General features: G+C 69.0%; 16 protein-coding genes, 2 tRNA genes and 2 pseudogenes. 10 read left to right on the top strand and 10 right to left on the bottom strand.

The features are described from left to right. Positions 1 to 5 precede the first annotated feature (5 nt). Positions 6 to 1,649: a long-chain-fatty-acid--CoA ligase gene (locus LRS10_RS01580; RefSeq protein WP_257835727.1), complete on the top strand. Its 1,644-nt coding sequence runs from the start codon at positions 6 to 8 to the stop codon at positions 1,647 to 1,649. Here the strand turns inward: LRS10_RS01580 and LRS10_RS01575 are convergent. Together LRS10_RS01575 and LRS10_RS01570 are read right to left on the bottom strand one after the other, a co-directional pair. Beyond that, on the bottom strand, positions 1,646 to 2,524 hold the full coding sequence (locus LRS10_RS01575) for an MBL fold metallo-hydrolase (protein ID WP_257835726.1): 879 nt from the start codon (positions 2,522 to 2,524) through the stop codon (positions 1,646 to 1,648). The genes LRS10_RS01580 and LRS10_RS01575 overlap by 4 nt on opposite strands. After that, entirely contained in the window at positions 2,521 to 2,931 is a 411-nt protein-coding gene (locus LRS10_RS01570; protein ID WP_257835725.1) for a TIGR01244 family sulfur transferase, read from the bottom strand. Before LRS10_RS01570 ends, LRS10_RS01575 begins: the two co-directional genes overlap by 4 nt. A gap of 89 nt (positions 2,932 to 3,020) precedes the next feature. Here LRS10_RS01570 and oppB point away from each other — a divergent pair, with 89 nt between their 5' ends. The 3 genes from oppB to LRS10_RS01555 are packed head-to-tail and all read left to right on the top strand — an operon-like array spanning position 3,021 to position 5,997. Further along, positions 3,021 to 3,944 carry an oligopeptide ABC transporter permease OppB gene (oppB, locus tag LRS10_RS01565; RefSeq protein ID WP_257835724.1) on the top strand — a complete coding sequence of 308 codons (924 nt, stop codon included), beginning with the start codon at positions 3,021 to 3,023 and terminating at the stop codon, positions 3,942 to 3,944. Continuing rightward, positions 3,941 to 4,825: an ABC transporter permease gene (locus tag LRS10_RS01560; protein WP_257835723.1), complete on the top strand. Its 885-nt coding sequence runs from the start codon at positions 3,941 to 3,943 to the stop codon at positions 4,823 to 4,825. Before oppB ends, LRS10_RS01560 begins: the two co-directional genes overlap by 4 nt. Then, positions 4,825 to 5,997: an aspartyl/asparaginyl beta-hydroxylase domain-containing protein gene (locus LRS10_RS01555; RefSeq protein WP_257835722.1), complete on the top strand. Its 1,173-nt coding sequence runs from the start codon at positions 4,825 to 4,827 to the stop codon at positions 5,995 to 5,997. The genes LRS10_RS01560 and LRS10_RS01555 overlap by 1 nt, the downstream gene beginning before the upstream one ends. Before the next feature lie 4 nt (positions 5,998 to 6,001). On the opposite strand, the gene LRS10_RS01550 is transcribed toward LRS10_RS01555, so the two are convergent. Beyond that, positions 6,002 to 6,529 carry a hypothetical protein gene (locus LRS10_RS01550; protein ID WP_257835720.1) on the bottom strand — a complete coding sequence of 176 codons (528 nt, stop codon included), beginning with the start codon at positions 6,527 to 6,529 and terminating at the stop codon, positions 6,002 to 6,004. Between the two features lie 309 nt (positions 6,530 to 6,838). Here LRS10_RS01550 and LRS10_RS01545 point away from each other — a divergent pair, with 309 nt between their 5' ends. Beyond that, positions 6,839 to 9,934 (top strand): TonB-dependent siderophore receptor, encoded by a 3,096-nt coding sequence (locus LRS10_RS01545; protein WP_257835719.1) that lies wholly within the window; start codon positions 6,839 to 6,841, stop codon positions 9,932 to 9,934. A gap of 119 nt (positions 9,935 to 10,053) precedes the next feature. Here the strand turns inward: LRS10_RS01545 and LRS10_RS01540 are convergent, their stop codons facing one another. Together LRS10_RS01540 and sppA are read right to left on the bottom strand one after the other, a co-directional pair. Further along, positions 10,054 to 11,547 carry a putative 2OG-Fe(II) oxygenase gene (locus LRS10_RS01540; RefSeq protein ID WP_257835718.1) on the bottom strand — a complete coding sequence of 498 codons (1,494 nt, stop codon included), beginning with the start codon at positions 11,545 to 11,547 and terminating at the stop codon, positions 10,054 to 10,056. Positions 11,548 to 11,556: 9 nt separating this feature from the next. Next, on the bottom strand, positions 11,557 to 12,837 hold the full coding sequence (gene sppA / locus LRS10_RS01535) for a signal peptide peptidase SppA (RefSeq protein WP_308237891.1): 1,281 nt from the start codon (positions 12,835 to 12,837) through the stop codon (positions 11,557 to 11,559). Positions 12,838 to 13,106: 269 nt separating this feature from the next. On the opposite strand from sppA, the gene LRS10_RS24185 reads away from it, so the two are divergent. Beyond that, positions 13,107 to 13,394, top strand: coding sequence for a hypothetical protein (locus LRS10_RS24185; protein ID WP_308237890.1), 288 nt, complete (start codon positions 13,107 to 13,109; stop codon positions 13,392 to 13,394). Between the two features lie 366 nt (positions 13,395 to 13,760). Here the strand turns inward: LRS10_RS24185 and LRS10_RS01530 are convergent. Beyond that, positions 13,761 to 13,837, bottom strand: a tRNA-Pro gene (locus tag LRS10_RS01530). Positions 13,838 to 13,976: 139 nt separating this feature from the next. Here LRS10_RS01530 and LRS10_RS01525 point away from each other — a divergent pair. Continuing rightward, a tRNA-Gln gene (locus LRS10_RS01525) sits at positions 13,977 to 14,050 on the top strand. Positions 14,051 to 14,052: 2 nt separating this feature from the next. Here the strand turns inward: LRS10_RS01525 and LRS10_RS01520 are convergent. Continuing rightward, positions 14,053 to 14,541: a hypothetical protein gene (locus tag LRS10_RS01520; RefSeq protein WP_257835716.1), complete on the bottom strand. Its 489-nt coding sequence runs from the start codon at positions 14,539 to 14,541 to the stop codon at positions 14,053 to 14,055. A gap of 84 nt (positions 14,542 to 14,625) precedes the next feature. Between LRS10_RS01520 and LRS10_RS01515 the strand changes: the two genes are divergently transcribed. Next, positions 14,626 to 14,949 (top strand): hypothetical protein, encoded by a 324-nt coding sequence (locus LRS10_RS01515; protein ID WP_257835715.1) that lies wholly within the window; start codon positions 14,626 to 14,628, stop codon positions 14,947 to 14,949. Between the two features lie 19 nt (positions 14,950 to 14,968). On the opposite strand, the gene LRS10_RS01510 is transcribed toward LRS10_RS01515, so the two are convergent. Continuing rightward, positions 14,969 to 15,628 (bottom strand): hypothetical protein, encoded by a 660-nt coding sequence (locus LRS10_RS01510; protein WP_257835714.1) that lies wholly within the window; start codon positions 15,626 to 15,628, stop codon positions 14,969 to 14,971. A gap of 151 nt (positions 15,629 to 15,779) precedes the next feature. On the opposite strand from LRS10_RS01510, the pseudogene LRS10_RS24180 reads away from it, so the two are divergent. Further along, positions 15,780 to 16,286 (top strand): annotated as a pseudogene (locus LRS10_RS24180) (SLC13 family permease); the annotation flags it as partial. Positions 16,287 to 16,398: 112 nt separating this feature from the next. After that, on the top strand, positions 16,399 to 17,091 hold the full coding sequence (locus LRS10_RS24175; RefSeq protein ID WP_308237889.1) for an SLC13 family permease: 693 nt from the start codon (positions 16,399 to 16,401) through the stop codon (positions 17,089 to 17,091). A gap of 1 nt (position 17,092) precedes the next feature. Here LRS10_RS24175 and ahpF read toward each other — a convergent pair. Beyond that, a pseudogene (gene ahpF / locus LRS10_RS01500) lies at positions 17,093 to 18,674 on the bottom strand (alkyl hydroperoxide reductase subunit F). A gap of 107 nt (positions 18,675 to 18,781) precedes the next feature. After that, the gene (ahpC, locus tag LRS10_RS01495; protein WP_257835712.1) at positions 18,782 to 19,345 is read right to left on the bottom strand and encodes an alkyl hydroperoxide reductase subunit C; all 564 of its coding nucleotides are present in this window, start codon (positions 19,343 to 19,345) and stop codon (positions 18,782 to 18,784) included. Positions 19,346 to 19,378 lie beyond the last annotated feature (33 nt).

Below are 19,378 nucleotides of genomic sequence, written 5' to 3'. Positions count from 1 at the left end.
CACAGATGCTCGGCGTGATGCAGAATTGGCCGCTGACGGTCGACAAGATCATCGATCACGCCAGGGACTGGCACGGCGGCCGGGAGATCGTCAGCCGCTCGGTGGAAGGTCCCATCGTCCGCACCACCTACGCCGAGGTCCACGAGCGCGCCAGGCGCCTGACGAACGCCCTGAAGGGCCTGGGCGTGCAGCCTGGCGACCGGGTCGCCACGCTGGCCTGGAACACGGCTCGCCACGTCGAGGCCTGGTATGCCGTGATGGGTATGGGCGCGGTCTGCCATACCCTGAACCCACGGCTGTTCGTCGACCAGCTCTGCTACATCATCAACCACGCGCAGGATAAGGTCCTCTTCACCGACCTGACCTTCGTTCCGGTGATCGCGGCCCAACGGGCCAATATGCCGACCGTCAAGCACTTCGTGGTCATGACCGACCGCGAGGGCATGAAGGGCGTCGACCTGCCGGGCGCGCTCTGCTTCGAAGACCTGGTGGAGCAGAACTCGGCCGACACCGCTTGGGGCGGCTTCGACGAGAACACGCCGGCCGGGCTCTGCTACACCTCGGGCACCACCGGCAATCCCAAGGGCGTGCTCTACAGCCATCGCTCGAACTTCCTGCACACGCTGGTGACCATGAGCGTCGACGTGCTGTGCCTCTCGGCCAAGGACGTCGTGCTGCCGGTGGTGCCGATGTTCCACGCCAACGCCTGGGGGCTCGCGTTCTCGTGCCCGGCCGTCGGCGCGAAGATGGTGATGCCCGGCGCCAAGCTCGACGGCGCCTCGGTCCACGAGCTGATCGAGACCGAGGGCGTGACGTTCTCGGCCGCGGTGCCCACCGTCTGGCAGATGCTGCTGGCCCACCTGCGCGAGACCAAGGGCAAGGTCACGACGCTGAAGCGGGTGATGATCGGCGGATCCGCGGTGCCCGAAGCCATCGTCCGCGGTTTCCGGGATGAGTTTGGGGTCGATGTGATGCACGGCTGGGGCATGACCGAGATGTCGCCCCTGGGCACGGTTTCGTCGATGAACGCGGCGACCGCCGAACTGCCGGCGGAAGAGCAGATCAAGTACAAGCTCAAGCAGGGCCGCCCCCCGATCGCGATGGAGATGAAGCTGGTCGACGACCACGGCCAGCGGCTGCCGCACGACGGGACCACCTTCGGCCGGCTGATGGTCAAGGGGCCGTTCGTGGTCGGCCAGTACTTCGCCGGCGACGGCGGCGAGATCCTGGACGGCGAGGGCTTCTTCGACACCGGCGACGTCGCGACGATCGACGAACACGGCTTCATGCAGATCACCGACCGCGCCAAGGACGTGATCAAGTCGGGCGGCGAGTGGATCAGCTCGATCGAGATCGAGAACATCGCCGTCGGCCATCCAAAGGCGGCGATCTGCGCGGTCATCGGCGCGCTGCACCCCAAGTGGGACGAGCGCCCGGTGCTGTTGGTCAAGCTGAAGGACGGAGAGACCGCCGCTAAGGAGGACTTCCTGTCGTTCCTGGAGGGCAAGATCGCCAAATGGTGGATGCCCGACGACGTGGTCTTCGTCGACGAGATCCCGCTCGGCGCCACCGGCAAGATCGACAAGAAGCTGATCCGCGAGCGGATGAAGGACTACGTCCTGCCGACGGCTCAACCGGTCGGAGCCTAGACGAGTCGATAGGTCCCGCCCTCCTGGGCGATCCGACCCTCGCGCTCCAGGTGGATCATCGCCGCCAGCATGGAGCGCGAAGCGGCCGGCCATAGTCTGGAATCCACGTCCGCATAGAGCCGCGGCACCAGTTCGCCGATGCTGCCGGGGCCAGCTCGCAGCGCGCCCAGGATCTGGTCGATGCGCTCCTGGCGATGGGCCTTGTAGGCGTCGATGAAGGCCGCGACATCGCGGATCGGCGGGCCGTGCGTTGGCCAAAGCGTGTCGAAGCCGCGCTCACGGATCAGGTCGAGGCTCGCGAGATAGGCGGTCATGTCGCCGTCGGGCGGGGTGATCACCGTGGTCGACCAGCCCATGATGTGATCGCCGGAGAACAGGCAGTTCTCTTCCTTCAGCGCGTAGCAGATGTGGTTCGAGGTGTGTCCCGGCGTCGGGATCGCCTCGAACGTCCAGCCGGATCCTGCGATCTCGCCGCCGGCGCAGACGCTGACGTCCGGCTCGAAGGCGGCGTCGTGGTCGGCCTCCATACGGACCTCGGACGTGTCGGCGTGCGCCTCCGTGATCGCGCAGCCGACGATCGGCGCGCCGGTGGCCGCCTGGAGCGGCCGGGCCAGCGGCGAGTGGTCCGAATGGTGATGGGTGATCAGGATCTGGGTCACCCGCTCGCCGGGGATGGCCGCCAGGATCGCCTCGAGATGCGTCGGGTCGTCGGGGCCCGGGTCGATCACCGCCACCTCGCCGCGGCCGACGATGTAGGTGCCGGTCCCGACATAGGTGAACGGGCTCGGGTTGTTGGCGATCACCCGCCGCACCAGCGGCGAGACCTGGTCGCAACGGCCGTACTCGAAGTCGATCTGGCGGACGTAGGGGATCATCCGCCCAGCACGCCGGAGAGATCGTAGCCGGCCTCGCGGCCCAGCCGCACCAGCTCGTCCCGGGGCTTGGCGCCGGAAGCGGCCTGGCTCAGCGACCAGGTGACGATCGAGCGTGTGCCCGAGCGGCAGAAGGCCAGCACCGGCCGTTCCGCCTCGGCGAGGATCGCCTGAGTCTGCTCGACCTGCTGCGGCGTGGGTCCGCCCGTCACCGGAACATGGAAATAGGCGAGGCCCGCCCCGCGGGCGGCCGCCTCGATCTCGGCGCTCGATGGCTGACCCGGCTGCTCGTCGTCGGGCCGGTTGTTGATGATCGTACGAAAGCCCTGTCGTGCGGCTTCCTCCACGTCGGCCACGCTGATCTGGGGCGCCGTGGTGAAGTCGTCGGTGACGCGTCGGAAGTCGGACATCTGAAGCTCTCTGTACTCTTGCGGGGCCCTTCGTTGACATCATCGGGGTCGGGTGGAAGTTTCGCAACGTCTCGCCCGCAAGGTCGCCCATGTTCCGCTTCATCGGCCGCCGTCTGCTGGTCGCGATCCCGACGCTCTTCCTGGTGATCACTGCGGCCTTCTTCATGATGCGCGCGGCGCCTGGCAGCCCGTTCGACCTGGACCGCAAGCTCTCGCCCGAGATCGAGCGCAACGTCCGGGAGGCCTACGGCATGAACAAGCCGCTGGGGCAGCAGTACGTCGACTATCTAGCCGGGGTGGTCCGAGGCGACCTGGGACCGTCGCTCAAGTACCGGGACAAGACCGTCCTCGACATCCTCAAGGAGAACTATCCCGTCTCGTTGAAGCTCGGGCTGTCGGCCATCGCGATCGCTGCGGTCGTCGGCTTGAGCCTGGGCGTGGTGGCGGCGCTTCGGCAGAACGGGACGGTCGACAATCTGGTGATGGCCGTCGCCATCCTCGGCGTCTGCATTCCGACCTTCGTCACCGCGCCGCTGCTGGTGCTGGTCATCGCCTCGCACCTAGGATGGCTTCCGACCGCCGGCTGGAACGACGGGGCCTTGGCCAACATGGTGCTGCCGGTCGTCGTGCTGGCCCTGCCGCAGATCGCCATCATCTCGCGCCTGACGCGCGCCGGCATGATCGAGGTGCTGCACTCGAACTACATCCGCACCGCCCGCGCCAAAGGGCTCCCCGAGCACCGCATTGTCGGCAAGCACGCGTTGCGGGCCGCCATCCTGCCGCTGGTGAGCTATCTGGGCCCGGCCTGCGCCGGTCTGATCACCGGCTCTCTGGTGGTGGAGAAAATCTTCAACCTGCCGGGCCTCGGGAAGTTCTTCGTCATCAGCGCCCTGCAGCGCGACTACACGGTGGTGATGGGCATGGTGATCTTCTACGCCGCGCTGATCCTGCTGCTGAACCTGGTGGCCGACCTGCTCTACGCGGCCCTCGATCCCCGGGTGAGGCTGGCATGATCGGCCGCGCCGCCACCATGGAAGCCGCCGCCGTCCGCGGTCGCAGCCTCTGGGACGACGCCCGGCGCCGCCTCCTGCGAAACCGCGCCGCCGTGGCCGGCATGGTCGTCCTGGCCCTGCTGACGCTGGCCGCCATCGTCGGCCCATACCTGACGCCCTACGCCTACGACGCGGTGAACAAGCAACACGTCTGGTCCCCGCCGCTGACCGACGGCCACCTGCTGGGCACGGATGCGCTTGGCCGCGACCTGCTGGCGCGACTGCTGATGGGCCTGCGGGTCTCGCTGGCCATCGGCCTGGTGGCCACCCTGGTCTCATTGATCATCGGCGTCGCCTGGGGCGCGGCCGCGGGCTACGTCGGCGGGCGTGTGGACGAGACGATGATGCGGATTGTCGACGTGCTCTACTCGCTGCCGTTCATCTTCTTCGTGATCCTGATGATGGTGACCTTCGGCTCAAACCTCGTCTTGATCTTCGTGGCGATCGGCGCGGTCGAATGGCTGACCATGAGCCGCATCGTGCGCGGCCAGACCCTGACGCTGAAGCACAAGGAGTTCGTCGAGGCCGCCCGCGCGGCGGGGCTGGGCCCTGCCGGGATCATCACCCGCCACATCGTGCCGAATCTGCTGGGGCCGGTGGTCGTCTATGTGACGCTGACGATCCCGGCGGTGATCTTGGCCGAGAGCTTCCTCAGCTTCCTGGGCCTCGGCGTGCAGCCGCCGATGGCGTCGCTGGGCTCCCTGATCGCCGGGGGCGCGTCGGACATGGAACTGGCCCCCTGGCTGCTGATATTCCCCTCCGTCGTGATGGTGCTCACCCTGATGGGTTTCAACTTCATCGGCGACGGTCTGCGCGACGCCATAGACCCCAAGGACAGGTGATGACCGCCGGCTTGCAAACCTCGCCCGAGCAGCTCCTGGCCGACGCCGCCCAGGCCCTACGGCGCGGCGATCCTGCGGCCGCGCTCGCCGCCATCGGCCAGGCCGAGGGCGCGTCCCCCCACGATCCGCAGATCAAGATGCAGCGGGCGCTGGCGCTGCGCATGTCCGGCGCCTTCCCCGAGGCCATCGCCGCGCTGGACGAGGCGCTGGCCCTGGATCCCTATAACTTCCTCGCCCTGCTCTCGAAGGGCGCCCTGGTCGAGAAGGTCTCCGGCGAGAAGGTCGCGGCGCGCGTCTATCAGAACGCGCTCAAGCTTGCTCCCGACGAGGCCCAGCTGCCGCCGCCGTTGAAGGCGCCGGTGGCCCGCGCGCACGAGGTGATCGCCAGGACCCAGGCGGCTATGGAGGCCTATCTCCGCGAGCAGATGGGGCCGATCGCCGGCGCCGGCTCCGAGCTGGCCGTCTCCCGTCTGGACGAGGCCATCGGCGTTTATGCGGGTCGCAAGAAGGTCTACCAGAACGAACCGCTGCTGCTGCACTACCCGCGCCTGCCCGCCATCCCCTTCTTCCCGCGCGAGCTCTTCCCCTGGCTGCCGGAGCTGGAGGCGGCGACGCCGGTGATCCAGGCCGAGCTCCAGGCGCTGCTGGCCGGCGACATGCAGGACTTCGCGCCCTACATCGCCTTTCCGCCGGACGCGCCTGTGAACCAGTGGGAGGAGCTGAACCACTCCCGCCGCTGGAGCTCGCTCTTTCTCTGGAAGGATGGGCAGCGCCAGGACGCCGTCTGCGCCCGTTGCCCCAGGACCGCCGCGCTGCTCGAGCGGCTGCCGATGGCCGATCAGCCCGAGTTCGCGCCCACGGCGATGTTCTCGGCGCTCGACGCGCGGACGCACATTCCGGCGCATACAGGCTCGACCAACACCCGCCTCCTCACCCACCTGCCGCTGATCCTGCCCGGGCCGGCGCGCTTCCGCGTCGGCAACGAGACGCGTTCGTGGCGGATGGGTGAAGCCTGGGTCTTCGACGACACGATCGAGCACGAAGCCTGGAACGACTCCGATCAGCTTCGGGTGATCCTGATCTTCGACATCTGGAACCCGTTCCTCGAGGCCGGCGAGCGCGAGCTGATCAAGACGCTGATGCTGGCCCGCAACCGGTTCTACGAAAGCTGAGCCGCTACTCGACGCGGCGCACACGGAAGGCGCGCCGCCCCTCCACGCTGGCCAGGAAGCTGCCGAGCGTCGCCTTGCGGATCGTCACCGACTGTCCGGCCTTCGGATAGAGCGACAGCTCCTGGACGTCGATCTGCTGCCAGACGGCGCCGTCCTCCAGCTTCAGCACCCACTTGCCGGCCCCGTCCATGCGGGCCGAGGTGATCTTGCCGGTGACGTTGTCGACGGCCTCCTTCTCTTCGCCGCGATCGAACACCGACAGCGAGGGCAGGCTGAAGCCAAAGGCCTGGCGCTGCACCGTCCGCGCCTGTTCCCGATCCACGACGACGATGTCGCCCTTCGCCTCGGCCTGCTCCAGGGCGGCGGTCGCCTGGTCGTAGCAGGCCAGGCGCGCCGGATCCTCGCCCAGCTTGCGGCAGTCGGACAGCCGCTGCACCAAGGCGGCGCGTCCTTCGGCCTTGGGCTGCGCCAGGGCCGGCCCCGCGGCCAGGGCGCAGAGGGAGACGACGAGCAGGGCGCGGGTACGGGTCATCTCGAGGCTCCTTAGGAGGACTGATTCCACGGTCTGGCCGTTTCTACCGCGCCCGATCCGAAGGCGCGAATGGGTCTCCGTCATGGCCGGAAGCCGCAACAAACGTGCGTCAGCCTGCCACAGGCGCACAATCTGTGACCAGAATGCGACAGGTTGGCGCCCGCAACGTTGCAGGCGGCTAATGTTCGTTGACCGGTCGTCGATCCACCCCGTAACTCCACCGTAACCGGGGGCAGCCCTGTTCCCGGGACCGATCTCTTTTGTGGGGAGCGGCTGCCGCCCTGGCAGTGCCGCTGGAGGATCCAGACCGTGAAATTCAAGTCCGTGCGGGAACGCCTTTTGGCGTCTTCGATGATCTGTGGCGCGGCCCTCGTTGGCCTTGCCACCCCGGCCATGGCGCAAGACGGCGAAGTCGCCGAAGTCGTGGTCACCGGCTCGCGGATTCCGCAGCCGAACCTGACCAGCGCCAGCCCGGTGACGGTCGTCGGCGCCGCCGACATCGCCACCCGAGGCATCACCCGGACCGAAGACCTGGTGAACCAGCTGCCGCAGGTGTTCGCCGCGCAGGGCTCGTCCTACGCGAACGGCGCCACCGGCACCGCGACCGTCGACCTGCGCGCCCTGGGCGCGAACCGCACCCTGGTGCTGATCGATGGCCGCCGCCTGCAGCCGGGCACCCCGGCCGCCGGCGCCACCAACACCGCCCCCGACCTGAACTTCATCCCGGCGACCCTCGTCGAGCGCGTTGAAGTCGTCACCGGCGGCGCCTCGGCCGTGTACGGCGCCGACGCCGTCGCCGGCGTGGTGAACTTCATCATGCAGAAGAACTTCGAGGGCGTGCGTCTCGACGCGCAGTACTCGGGGTACCAGCACACCAACGAGAACGACCGCATCCAGGACCTGGTGACGCGTCGTCAGTCCACCGCGCTGGATCCGTCGCGCTTCGCGCTGCCGGAAAAGGACGTCTGGGACGGCGGTGTGACCGACATCAACCTCGTGGTCGGCGTCAATTCCCCGGACGGCCGCGGCAACGTGACGGCCTACGCCGGCTACCGCAACGTCCAGGGCGTCACCCAGGACGCGCGCGACTACTCGGCCTGTACCCTGGCCCGCTCGCTGACCGATCCGTCGGGCTTCACCTGCTCGGGCTCGGGCACCACGGCTCCCGCGCGCTTCCTGAACGGCGGCGGCAGCGGCGGCGGCGACTTCACGCTGAACCCGGCGGCCGCCGGCGGCCGTGGTCTCCGCAACTACGTGGGCTCGCGCGACCAGTTCAACTTCGCGCCCTACAACTACTACCAGCGTCCGGACACCCGGTACGTGCTGGGCGCCTTCGCGAACTACAAGTTCAACGACAAGGCTGAGCTCTACACCCAGCTGATGTTCATGGACGACCACACGGCCGCCCAGATCGCCCCCTCGGGCATCTTCGGCCAGAACATGAACATCAACTGCGAGAACAACCCGTTCCTGTCGGCCGACATGGTGACCGCGTTCTGCGCCCCCACCATCGACCAGCTGCCGGACGACCCCAACTTCCCGAACACCCTCGGCGTGAACGACGACGCCGACCCGATCACCCCTGGCCGTCAGGCTTCGGTGGCGGTGCTGCGTCGTAACGTCGAAGGCGGCGGCCGGATCTCCGACCTGCGCCACACCGACTACCGCGGCGTCGTCGGCATGCGCGGCGACCTCGGCAACGGCTTCATGTACGACGTGTTCGCCCAGTACGGCGTCGTCAGCTACCAGAACATCTACTTCAACGACTTCTCGCTCGCCCGTTCGGCCCGCGCGCTGGACGTGGTGATCGACCCGGCGACCGGCCAAGCGGCCTGCCGCTCGGCGACCACCCTCGCGGGCGCCAATGTCGATCTGGCCTGCCGTCCGTACGACATCTTCTCCATCGCCGGCCCGTCGCAAGCCTCGATCGACTACCTGCAGACCCCGGGCTTCCAGAACGGCGAGTACGCCCAGACGGTGGTTTCGGGCTCGATCACCGGCGACCTCAGCCAGTATGGCGTCAAGACCCCGTGGGCGAACGACGGCGTCGGCTTCGCGCTCGGCACCGAGTACCGCCGCGAGCGTCTCGACCTGAACACCGACCTCGCCTACCAGACGGGCGACCTGGCCGGTCAGGGCGGCGCGACCCTGCCGTCGCAAGGCGCCTACGACCTGTACGAGCTGTTCGGTGAAGCCCGGATCCCGCTGATCCAGGACCAGCCGTTCTTCCAGAACCTGTCGGTGGAAGTCGGCTACCGCTGGTCGGACTACTCGCTGGGCTTCTCGACCGACACCTACAAGCTGGCCGGCGACTGGTCGCCGACGTCGGACTTCCGCCTCCGCGGCAGCTACAACCGCGCCGTCCGCGCCCCGAACATCGTCGAGCTCTTCTCGACCCTGAACGTGGTGCTGAACGGCTCGACCGATCCCTGCGAAGGCGCGAACCCGACGGCGACGCTGGCGCAGTGCGCCCGCACCGGCGTCACGGCCGCGCAGTACGGCAACATTGCCGCCAACTCGGCCGAGCAGTACAACGGCCAGACGGGCGGTAACCCGAACCTCGATCCGGAAACCTCGGACACCGTCTCGTTCGGCGTCGTCTTCACGCCGACCTTCGTCCCGGGCTTCTCGCTCTCGGTCGACTGGTTCAACATCTCGCTGAAGGATCGGATCGGCCAGATCGGCCAGGACGTCACCCTCGAGCGCTGCCTTGAAACCGGCGACCAGTTCTTCTGCGGTCTCATCCAGCGTGCGCCGGGCACCGGCTCGCTGTGGCTGTCGCAGAACGGCTACATCGTCGACACCACCTTCAACACCGGCAAGCTGGAAGTCGAAGGCATCGACGTCGAGGCCAACTACCGCTTCGACTTCGGCGACTTCGGCATGACCTCGGCCCTCGACCAATTCGGCGGCCTGTCGTTCAACTTCCAGGGCTCGTACCTCGACAAGTACGCGGTCACGACCCTGCCGGGCGACGAGCCCTATGACTGCGCCGGCTACTACGGCGGCGTCTGCACCAGCTCGGGTACGCCGGCTTCGGCTCCGATGCCGGAATGGCGCCACAAGCTGCGCACCACCTGGCGCACGCCTTGGGACTTCGAGCTGTCGACCACCTGGCGCTATGTTTCGAGCGTCAAGTCCGACCGCTTCGTCTTCGCCGATACGCCGCCCCAGCAGTGGCGCGACGACAAGCTGACCGACAAGAACTACTTCGACATCGCCGGCACCTGGGCCGTTCGTGAGAACGTGACGTTCCGCTTCGGCGTGAACAACGTGTTCGACAACGAGCCGCCGCTCGTCAGCCAGTCGAACTGCCCGGCCGGCCCCTGCAATGGGAACACCTATCCCCAGACCTACGACGCTCTGGGCCGGTACCTGTTCGTGGGCGTCCGCGCGGACTTCTAGTCCGGGCGATAGCCTCTAGGAACGAGGGCGGTGGCTTCGGCCGCCGCCCTTTTTCTTTGCGCGCAAGGTCGAGTCGGCGCGCCGAGAGCGCCGGGTCCAGGTCTCGTTGTCGGAAAGGCTCAGCCCAGCCGCGGAACGGCGTCGAAGGCGACTGTCATCCGCTCGGCCGCCGACGCATAGGGCACTGTCCCGTGCCACATGTAGGACGGGAACAGCACGAGCCGGCCGGCCCTGGGCTGCACGAAACGCTCGGCCGCCATCGGCTGCGCCGTGGCGACGCCGGGTTCGCCGAACTTGATCCAGCCCGGCCTGGCCTGCTCGTCGGCCACGTCGTCCGGAACGGAAACGTAGAACGCCGACGAGATCCAGCCCATCGGGTGGATGTGGTCGGCATGGTGGCCCTCGGCGCCCATCAGCCGGATCGACCAGGCGCCGGAGAAATCCGCGGCGCCGGTGGCCCGGCGGCGGAACATGTCGTCGCCAGCGCCCACCTCGGCGACACGTCGTGCGACGGCGTCGCGGAGCAGGTCCAGCAGACGCTCAATGGCCGGTTCGTGGCCTCCGTCCAGCCGAAGCGTCGCCTGGCTGCCCTGCCGCACCGATTGGCCGAAGGGGTGGGTGGTATAGCGATGCAGCCGGCGCAGCGACCCGCGCAGCTCCTCGAGGAAGGCGGCGCCGTCGGCCGTGTCGGGATCCACGATGTCGTAGGCGGCGACCAGGCTGTCGTAGTCGTAGAGCCCGCTGTAGCGGGCATCGCCGCTCATGCGCCAAGCCGTGGCGAGCAGGGCGATCGAATACTGGTCCGTGGGCTGCTGGCGGACCGCGACCTCCGCGGCCTTGGCCGCCCCGTCTCCGTCGCCGAGCGCCAGCAGCGCCTGGGCCTGAAGGGCCTTGGCCACCGGATCGTCGCCCGCCGCCTGCGCGGCCCAGCGGACAGCCGCCTGGGCGTCGCCCAGCTTGCAGCAGAGTTCGACGACCAGGCTCAGCAGTCGCCGGTCGCCCGGGATGCGGGCCAGGGCCTGCTCGGCCGTTGCGCGGGCCGCCTGCTTCTGGCCCGTGAACTCCTGGGCCATGGCCAGGGCATAGGCGAGTCCCGCATGGCCGGGATGGCCGGCCACGCTGCGCCGAAGCGGCGTCAGTGCGCGCTCGGCGTCGCCCGTGCGCATCCAGACGAGCTGCGCCAGCTCGTTGGCGGCCTCCTCGTAGTCGGGACGCAGCGCCAGGGCCTCGCCGAAGACCGCTTCGGCCTCGTCGAAGCGCTGCTCCAGCTGCAGCGCACGGGCCAGCACCAGGCGCGTCTCCGGCGCCGCCAGGCCCATGCCGATGGCCCGCTGCGCCACCGCGACGGCTTCCTTTCCCTGGCCAAGGTCGCCGAGGGTAGAGGCCAGGTTGTGCCAGGTCACGCCGCTCGTCGGGTAGCGCTGCACGGCCTCCCGATTGACGGTTAGCGCCTCCTGCGGCCGGCCTGCCGCCTTGAGGACCGCAGCGCGCGCCGCATAGGCCCCGGCGCTCGGCAGCGGCTGGGCAAGCAGCGCGGCGGTGAACCGCAGGGCGCCGTCGACGTCGCCCCGCTGCAGCAGCTGATAGGCTTGGCGATGGTCCGGCGCGCTCATGCGGCGCGCCTAGTGCAGCGGCGACGGCGCCAGCACCGTGGCGCCCTGCGCCCGCAGGCGGGCCTCGGCCGCGCGCGAGATCACCGCCTCCGCGCGCGGGTCGCCCAGCACCCAGGCGGCGGCGGCCAGCGTCCGGGCCGAGGTCGCCGAGACGCCCAGCGCCCGCTCCAGCGCCTGGAACGGGCTTTCGCTGGGGGTCATCCGGCGCAGCGGCACGTCGCCCTTCAGGCTGGCCAGGGCCTTGGCGCGCTCGACGGCTTGGTAGAAGCCGCCCAGTTCGTCGACCAGGCCCAGCTGCTTCGCCTGCGTCCCCGTCCACACGCGGCCCCTGGCGATCTCCCGAACGCGCTCGGGCGGCAGGTTCCGGCCCGTCGACACGCGGGTGATGAAGTTGTCGTAGATGCGGTCCATCCAGGCGCCGAACGCCGTCCGCTGGTCGGGAGTGAACGGCCGGCCGGTGCTGAAGGCGCCGGCGTATTCGCCGCCGACGCTGGTTTCGCGCAGATCGACGCCGAAACGGGCCAGGGCCTCGCCAACGGCGAACTTTCCGCCAAACACCCCGATCGAGCCGGTCAGGGTCGACGGCTGGGCGACGATGGCCGAGGCTTCCGACGCGATCCAGTAGCCGCCCGAGGCGGCATAGGTGCTCATCGACACCACCACCGGCTTGCCCTTCGCCTTCGCCTGGCGGATCGCGTCGAGGATCTGCTCGGAGGCCGTGTCGGAGCCGCCGGGCGAATTGACCCGCAGCACGATGGCCTTGACGTTCTTGGCCTTTGTCGCCCGTTGGATCGCGTCGGCCAGGTCGTCGGAATAGATGGCGCCGTTGCTGACGAAGGGGCTTGCGCCCTTGTCTCGCCCGGTCACGATCGGGCCTTCCGCCTCGATCACGGCGATGGTGTCGCCGCTGCGCTCGCGCCGGTCGACATCGCCGCGCGCATAGTCGCGGAACTCCACGGCCTTGGCGTCGTCCCCGGCGCGGTCGAGCAGCGTCTGGCGCGCCTCGCGAACCTGCCCGACGCGGTCGATCAGTCCTAGGCGGTGGGCGTCCTCGGCGAGATAGGGGCCGGCCTCGAGCGTTCGGCGCAGCGTCGCGGCGTCCGCCTTGCGGTCGCCCGCGGCGGAGGCCAGGGAGGCGTCGTACACCGCCGTCATCCACGACAGCGTCGCTTCCCGGTGCGCAGGGGTGTAGTCGCTCTGCAGGAAGGTGTTGACCGCGTTCTTGTATTCCTGGCGCTGCTCGAACTGCGGCGTCACCCCGTACTTGTCGAAGAAGCGCTTGAAGAACACATCCTCGGTCGCGAGGCCCGTGGCCTGCAGGGGAGGCGCCCGGCTGCATCCAGTAGTTCCCGGACGCCGCGCCCAGCATGTAGGTCGAGGTGACGACGCCGCCCGGGTAGAGCCCCTGGCTGTGGGCGATCACCGGCTTGCCGCTCGCGCGGAAGCGCAGGAGGGCCTGACGCAGCTCGTCGGCCATGGCGGGTTCGATGCCGGCCTCGGGCAGCCGCACAAGCATGCCCTTGACCCGGTCATCCTTCTCGGCCTGCCGCAGCCCCTCGATGATGCTCATCACCGCCGTCGAACTGCGGCCGAAGCCGGCGAGGGGACTGCGCGGCGCCTGGTCGGTCAGCGTCTCGCGCAGGTCCAGCTCCAGAACCGTGCGCGACGGCGTGGGCGTGGGGCTCGCCGCGCTGAGCGCCAGCGACACCAGGAGGACGGGCACGCCCACCAGGAAGATCATCAGGCCGGCGAAAACGCCGGCCGCCGTGATCAGGAACTGCTTCATTCCGCTACCGAATTCCTCGACCGCCGAAGCGGCTCTCGCACACATTCGCCCGCCCGCCTAGGCGGTCGTGCGGACTCGGGTCGAACGGCTTGGATTTCCCCTGCCGGGGTCCAGGGAGAAGAGATGCAGGCTAGGCGAGGAGGACGAGCGTCAGGAACGGCGGCTGCTGGCGCGTTGCTGATCTTCGGAAGGTCCTGCGGCAGCCGACGCGATTGAACCCGTAGGCAAGCGCTGCGGCCCCTAACGTCGATTCCCGAAAACGGACACTTCCGGAGAGGTTCTGGAGAGCAGGGCGGAGAATGGCGGGAAAATCGCGCTGTTCCGCTAGTGGGAGACGCAACATGGCCGACCCGCTAGGCGCTAAGCCCCGGAATTGTCGCCACCACTTCGCTGAAGGCTGGGAGGTCTGGTTCCTCCCTAGAGTAGATGGTCGGAGTGGCAGGATTTGAACCTGCGACCCCTGCGTCCCGAACGCAGTGCTCTACCAGACTGAGCCACACTCCGATCTCAAGGAGGGCGCCTTATAGGGTAGCCGATTGCGCGCTGCAAGACGAAGAAATGGGCGCTTCTTGGCGTTGCATCGGCGAGGCCTCTGCGCTATCTCACCGCCTCCGCGAGGGCGACCCCTCGGCGCTGTTCCTGCTGGGGAATGGTGTAATGGTAACACTGCGGTTTTTGGTACCGTCATTCTAGGTTCGAGTCCTAGTTCCCCAGCCACTTCAAGCTTCCAGGATATCCGCTCCCTGCCGAGGCTCTGACGCGCTCGCCGCGCCCTTGTGCGGCGCCGTCTGCGTCGCGCCTTGGGAAGCGGCCCCGAGCCCCGTCTTCACACCAGGCGGCGCCGAACGCCTGGCCTGTCGCCGACGACCGATCAGCACGGCCGCTGCGAGCACTCCGAGACCGGCCGCCACCAACCCCGCGCGGCGTGTGGGCCCCACTACCCGGAAGCGGTGGAACCGCCCCGCGGCGACACCCCACCAAGACCCCGTCGCCTTGTGGAAGCCGCGTCGCTCGAAGACCGCCGCCGCCGCCCGCGCCAGGTCAGCAGCCTCGGCCGCGCTGCGGCGGGAGGCCAGGACCGTCACCTCCGGGCGCTCGCGGGACGGGTCCTGGTCGAGCCGCCAGGTCTCGCGGCGGACGCTGAAGACGCGGCCCAGCCGATGCGGGCCCGACAAGCCTCTGCGGTCGCCTGCGGATCTCTTCGTCATGCCATCGCGACTCCCCGCCGCAGCCAACGCTCGGCCGACCGATTCGGCTCGACGCAGGCTCCGTCATCGCCTAACCGCCGCCCCATGAAGCCGTTCCTGGACCTGACGGGCGCCTCGGGGCCGCCTACCGCTTCCGGCTTCTCCCCTGCCGGGGAGAAGCACGTTCCGATCGCCGGCAACTACGCCCTGGTCCGTCCCAGGGCCGAGGGCGTCAGGGTGGTGGCCGTCGCCGCCACCGACGACCTGTCGCGGGCCGCCGAGGAACTGTCACCGCAGATGCGCCGCGGCGCCAGCATCTACACCCGCCTCAATGTCGCCCGCGCGATCCGCGAGACCGAGCACGCCGACCTCGCCGCCCGCTATGCGCCTGCCGACGCCGAGCCTCCGGTCGCGGAGACCGCCGACTAAAGGGGGCCGCCTCAAGCCCTCAGCTGGTCCATTCCGCGATTCGACGGCCGTTCGCGTCCTCGAAGGCTACGCGGTCGATCTCGACCATCACCAGGCATACCGGCCGTTGGTCCGCGCTCGGCGCGAGGCAGCGGATCGGGCCGCGGGCCTCGGGCGAGGCGACGCGGCCTTCCAGCACCAGCCGGAAGCCGCCACGCCCGGGCGGCGGCTCACGTCCCAGCTTCTCGGTGGCCTGGTAGGCCCGCCCGCCGCGCCGCGGCACGCGTGACCCGCCCGCCTCGAAGACCTGCGCCAGGCCCACCGTTTCCTCGCCGCCGCCGGCGTCTGCGACCGGTGCCACGGAGGGACAGGTTTCGGTCAGCATCCACGGGCGTCGTAGCCAGAAGCCCGCGATCGATTCCGTGCCGTCGGTGGCCACGAGGGTCCGCACCCACGGCTGGTCGGTCCAGGCCTCGGGCCGCGCCGACAGCCGCAGCGCCTCCCGCCGCTCGTCGTATTCGAAGCCGGCCCAGGTGTCGGACGCCGGACCCGCGCAGCCGAAGGGCAGGCGTAGGCTGAAGCGCCTTCCCGCGAGGGCGCCGGCCGCCTCCGGGGCAGGGGCGCCCGCAGCGGCCGCGGAGGCGGCCTGGGCCACCGCCGCCAGCAGGTCTGCGCGGCCGAGCGGCGGCGACGGGGCCAACGGGACCGCCGCCGGGGCAGGCGCGGGCGCTGGGGCTTCGGAGGGGGTCTCCCGCGCACAGGCCGTCAGCGCCAGGGCGAGGGCGGAAGCGGAGAAGCGAGACATGAGAGGGACGATAGCAGCCACCGCCGCAGTGGCCTAATCTGACCGGATGAGTTTCGACCAGGCCGCCGCGCTCGCCGTCCTGATCGCCGTCATGGCGGCCCTGATCTGGAACCGGCTCCGCGCCGACGTGGTGGCGCTTGCCGGCGCCGCGACCCTGCTGGCGATCGGCGTGATCCGCCCGGTCGAGGCCCAGGCGGCGTTCGCCAGTCCAGCGCTGATCGCGCTCGCCTCGCTGTTCGTCATCGCCTACGCGATGGAGCTGTCAGGGCTCCTCGACGCTCTGATCCGTCTGGGCGTGCGGCTGTGCGGCCGCCTCGGCGCGGTGGGGCTGTGGCTGATGATCGGCTTCTGCGGCGTGGCCTCGGCCTTCCTCAACAACACGCCCATCGTGGTGCTTGCGGCCCCGGTGATCCGCGACGTCAGCCAGTCGATGAAGCTGCCGCCCAAACGATTCCTGATCCCGCTCTCCTACATCACGATCCTCGGCGGCTCGTGCACCCTCATCGGCACCTCGACCAACCTGCTGGTCAACGACATGGCGCGCAGTTCGGGCCAGCCGGGCTTCGGTCTGTTCGACATCACCGCCCCGGCGCTCGTCGTGGCGGCGGTGGGGGGCGGTCTATCTGCTGCTGGTTGCCCCGCGCCTGCTGCGAAACCGCGAGGGCGTGGCCGAGACGGCCTTCGCGCAGGCGGTCGAGGACGCCAGCAGCTCGCGCGGCGTGACGGTGGGCGATGCGGCGCTATTCGCGGAGCGGCGGCCGCTCGACCTCAAGCGTGGCCTCGCGTCCCTGGTGGTGTTCGTGGCCGTCGTGGTGGTCTCGGCCCTGGGGTACGCTCCGATCGCGGCCGCCGCCTTCACGGGCGCGGTCGTGCTGATCCTGACCCGCGTCATCAGCGCCGACGAAGCCTATCGCGGCCTGCGGCCGGAGATCCTGCTGCTCATCGCCGGCATGGTCGTGGTGGGGCTGTCGCTGGAGGTCTCCGGCCTGGCGTCCGCGGCGACGGGCGGCCTCACCGCCCTCGTCACCGGCCTGGGTCCGCATCTGGCCCTGGCGCTGTTCTACGCTATCGCGCTCGCGCTCACTGAAATCCTGTCCAACGCCGCCGTCGCCGTGCTGCTGACGCCGGTGGCCGCCGCCCTGGCCGAGAGCCTGGGCGTCAGCCCGCAGCCGTTCCTGGTCGGTCTCATGATCGCCGCCAGCGCAGCCTTCGCCACCCCGTTCGGATACCAGACGAACGTCCTGGTCTACGAGCTGGGCGGCTACAGCTACATGGACTTCGTCCGCGTCGGGCTGCCCCTGAACCTGTTGACCTGGGTCGCGGCCGTGATCGCGATCCCGGTCTTCATGCCCTTCTAGCCTACGCCGCCTGCGCGGTGTCCGCGGTGGGCAGGCGGATCAGATAGTCGAAGGCCGACAGCGCCGCCTTTGAGCCTTCGCCCATGGCGATGACGATCTGCTTGTAGGGCGTCGTCGTCGCATCGCCCGCCGCGAAGACGCCGGGGACCGAGGTCGCGCCGCGGAAGTCGGTTTCGATCTCGCCGCGGTTGGTCAGCGCCACCGAGTCCTTCAGCCACTCGGTGTTGGGCACGAGGCCGATCTGCACGAAGACGCCTTCCAGATCGACGTTGTGGGTCTCGTCCGAGTTGCGGTCCTTGTACACCAGCCCCGTCACCTTCTGGCCGTCGCCCTTCACCTCGGTGGTCAGGGCCGAGGTGACGATCCGCACGTTCGGCAGGCTGGCGAGCTTGCGCTGCAGCACCGCGTCGGCGCGGAGCTGACTGTCGAACTCGATCAGGGTCACGTGGGCGACGATGCCCGCCAGATCGATGGCCGCCTCGACGCCCGAATTGCCGCCGCCGATCACCGCCACGCGCTTGCCCTTGAACAGCGGGCCGTCGCAGTGCGGGCAGTAGGCCACGCCCTTGTTCCGGTACTGGTCTTCGCCGGGCACGTTCATCGTCCGCCAGCGGGCGCCGGTGGCCAGGATCACGGTCCGGGACTTCAGGCTGGCGCCATTCTCCAGCTCGACCGTGATCAGGCCGCCCTCCTGCGCGGCGGGGATCAGCTTCGCCGCCCGCTGGAGGTTCATCACGTCGACCTCGTAGTCCTTCACGTGCTGCTCAAGGCCGGAGGCCAGCTTCGGACCTTCGGTGTGCGGAACGCTGATGAAGTTCTCGATCGCCATGGTGTCCAGCACCTGGCCGCCGAACCGCTCCGCCGCGAGGCCCGTCCGGATACCCTTGCGGGCGGCATAGATGGCGGCCGCGGCGCCGGCCGGACCGCCACCGATCACCAGCACGTCGAAGGCGTCCTTGCCCTTGATCTTCTCGGCCGCCCGCGCGCTGGCGCCGACATCGATCTTGGCCAGGATCTGCTCCAGCTGCATGCGGCCTTGCGCGAAGGGTTCGCCGTTCAGCAGGACGGTGGGGGACCGCCATCACTTGGCGGGCTTCGACCTCGGCCTGGAAGAGCGCGCCGTCGATCGACACCGCCTTGATGCGCGGGTTCAGCACGCTCATCAGGTTCAATGCCTGCACCACGTCGGGGCAGTTCTGACAGGAGAGCGAGAAGTAGGTCTCGAACAGGAAGTCGCCGTCCAGCGCCTTCACCTGTTGGATGACTTCGGGCTCCACCTTCGGCGGGTGTCCGCCGACCCACAGCAGGGTCAGGACTAGCGAGGTGAACTCATGGCCGAGCGGCAGGCCGGCGAACCGCACGGCGATGTCCGTGCCCGGCCGCGTGATCGCGAACGAGGGCCTGCGGGCGTCGTCGCCGTCCCGGCGGAGGCTGACCTTCGACGAGGCCTCGGCGATCTCGTTCAGCAGCTCGAACAGCTCCGCCGACTTCGCGCCGTCGTCCAGCGACGCGACCAGCTCCACCGGCTCGCGCAGGTTCTCGAGATAGGCCTTCAGTTGGGTCTTCAGGGCGGCGTCGAGCATACGCGGGAACTCCGGCGTCGAACTCTCGGGCGAGAGCAGGGGAATTTCGGGGGAAGTAAGGCCGGCGCCGCCCGCTGGGAGCGGCGCCGGGTCGTTCGAGGTCAGGCTTAGATCTTGCCGACCAGGTCCAGCGACGGGGCGAGCGTCTTCTCACCCTCTTCCCACTTCGCCGGGCAGACTTCGCCGGGGTGGTTGCGGACGTATTGCGCGGCCTTGACCTTGCGCAGCAGCTCGGCGGCGTTGCGGCCGATGCCTTCGGCGGTGATTTCCATGAACTGGATCACGCCGTCCGGGTCGACCAGGAAGGTGCCGCGGTCGGCCAGGCCCTGGCCTTCGCGCATCACGCCGAAATTGTTGGTTACCACGCCCGACGGGTCGCCGATCATGGTGTACTTGATCTTGCCGATGGCCGGTGAGGTGTCGGCCCAGGCCTTGTGCGAGAAGTGCGTGTCCGTCGACACCGAATAGATCTCGACGCCCAGCTTCTGGAACTCGGCGTAGCTGTCGGCCAGGTCTTCCAGTTCGGTCGGGCAGACGAAGGTGAAGTCGGCCGGATAGAAGAAGACCACCGACCACTTGCCCTTCAGGTCGGCGTCGCTCACGGAGAGGAACTTGCCTTCCTTGTAGGCTTGGGCGGTGAACGGCTTCACCTCGGTGTTGATCAGAGACATGTACGGCTCCCGGTTGATGTCGAGGGGCTGAGG

The organism is Phenylobacterium sp. J426, from assembly GCF_024699945.1.
In the GTDB taxonomy this organism is placed as follows: Bacteria; Pseudomonadota; Alphaproteobacteria; order Caulobacterales; family Caulobacteraceae; genus Phenylobacterium.
The sequence above is the reverse complement of the archived record's forward strand: the minus strand, read 5'-3'. Positions and strand labels throughout refer to the sequence as shown.

Coding starts and splice junctions, on each gene's coding strand:
- oppB (WP_257835724.1), top strand. CDS start 3,021: ATGTTCCGCTTCATCGGCCGCCGTCTGCTGGTCGCGATCCCGACGCTC.
- LRS10_RS01550 (WP_257835720.1), bottom strand. CDS start 6,529: ATGACCCGTACCCGCGCCCTGCTCGTCGTCTCCCTCTGCGCCCTGGCC.
- LRS10_RS01580 (WP_257835727.1), top strand. CDS start 6: ATGCTCGGCGTGATGCAGAATTGGCCGCTGACGGTCGACAAGATCATC.
- LRS10_RS01540 (WP_257835718.1), bottom strand. CDS start 11,547: ATGAGCGCGCCGGACCATCGCCAAGCCTATCAGCTGCTGCAGCGGGGC.
- LRS10_RS01555 (WP_257835722.1), top strand. CDS start 4,825: ATGACCGCCGGCTTGCAAACCTCGCCCGAGCAGCTCCTGGCCGACGCC.
- ahpC (WP_257835712.1), bottom strand. CDS start 19,345: ATGTCTCTGATCAACACCGAGGTGAAGCCGTTCACCGCCCAAGCCTAC.
- LRS10_RS24185 (WP_308237890.1), top strand. CDS start 13,107: ATGATGCTCATCACCGCCGTCGAACTGCGGCCGAAGCCGGCGAGGGGA.
- LRS10_RS01515 (WP_257835715.1), top strand. CDS start 14,626: ATGAAGCCGTTCCTGGACCTGACGGGCGCCTCGGGGCCGCCTACCGCT.
- LRS10_RS01560 (WP_257835723.1), top strand. CDS start 3,941: ATGATCGGCCGCGCCGCCACCATGGAAGCCGCCGCCGTCCGCGGTCGC.
- LRS10_RS01570 (WP_257835725.1), bottom strand. CDS start 2,931: ATGTCCGACTTCCGACGCGTCACCGACGACTTCACCACGGCGCCCCAG.
- LRS10_RS01575 (WP_257835726.1), bottom strand. CDS start 2,524: ATGATCCCCTACGTCCGCCAGATCGACTTCGAGTACGGCCGTTGCGAC.
- LRS10_RS01520 (WP_257835716.1), bottom strand. CDS start 14,541: ATGACGAAGAGATCCGCAGGCGACCGCAGAGGCTTGTCGGGCCCGCAT.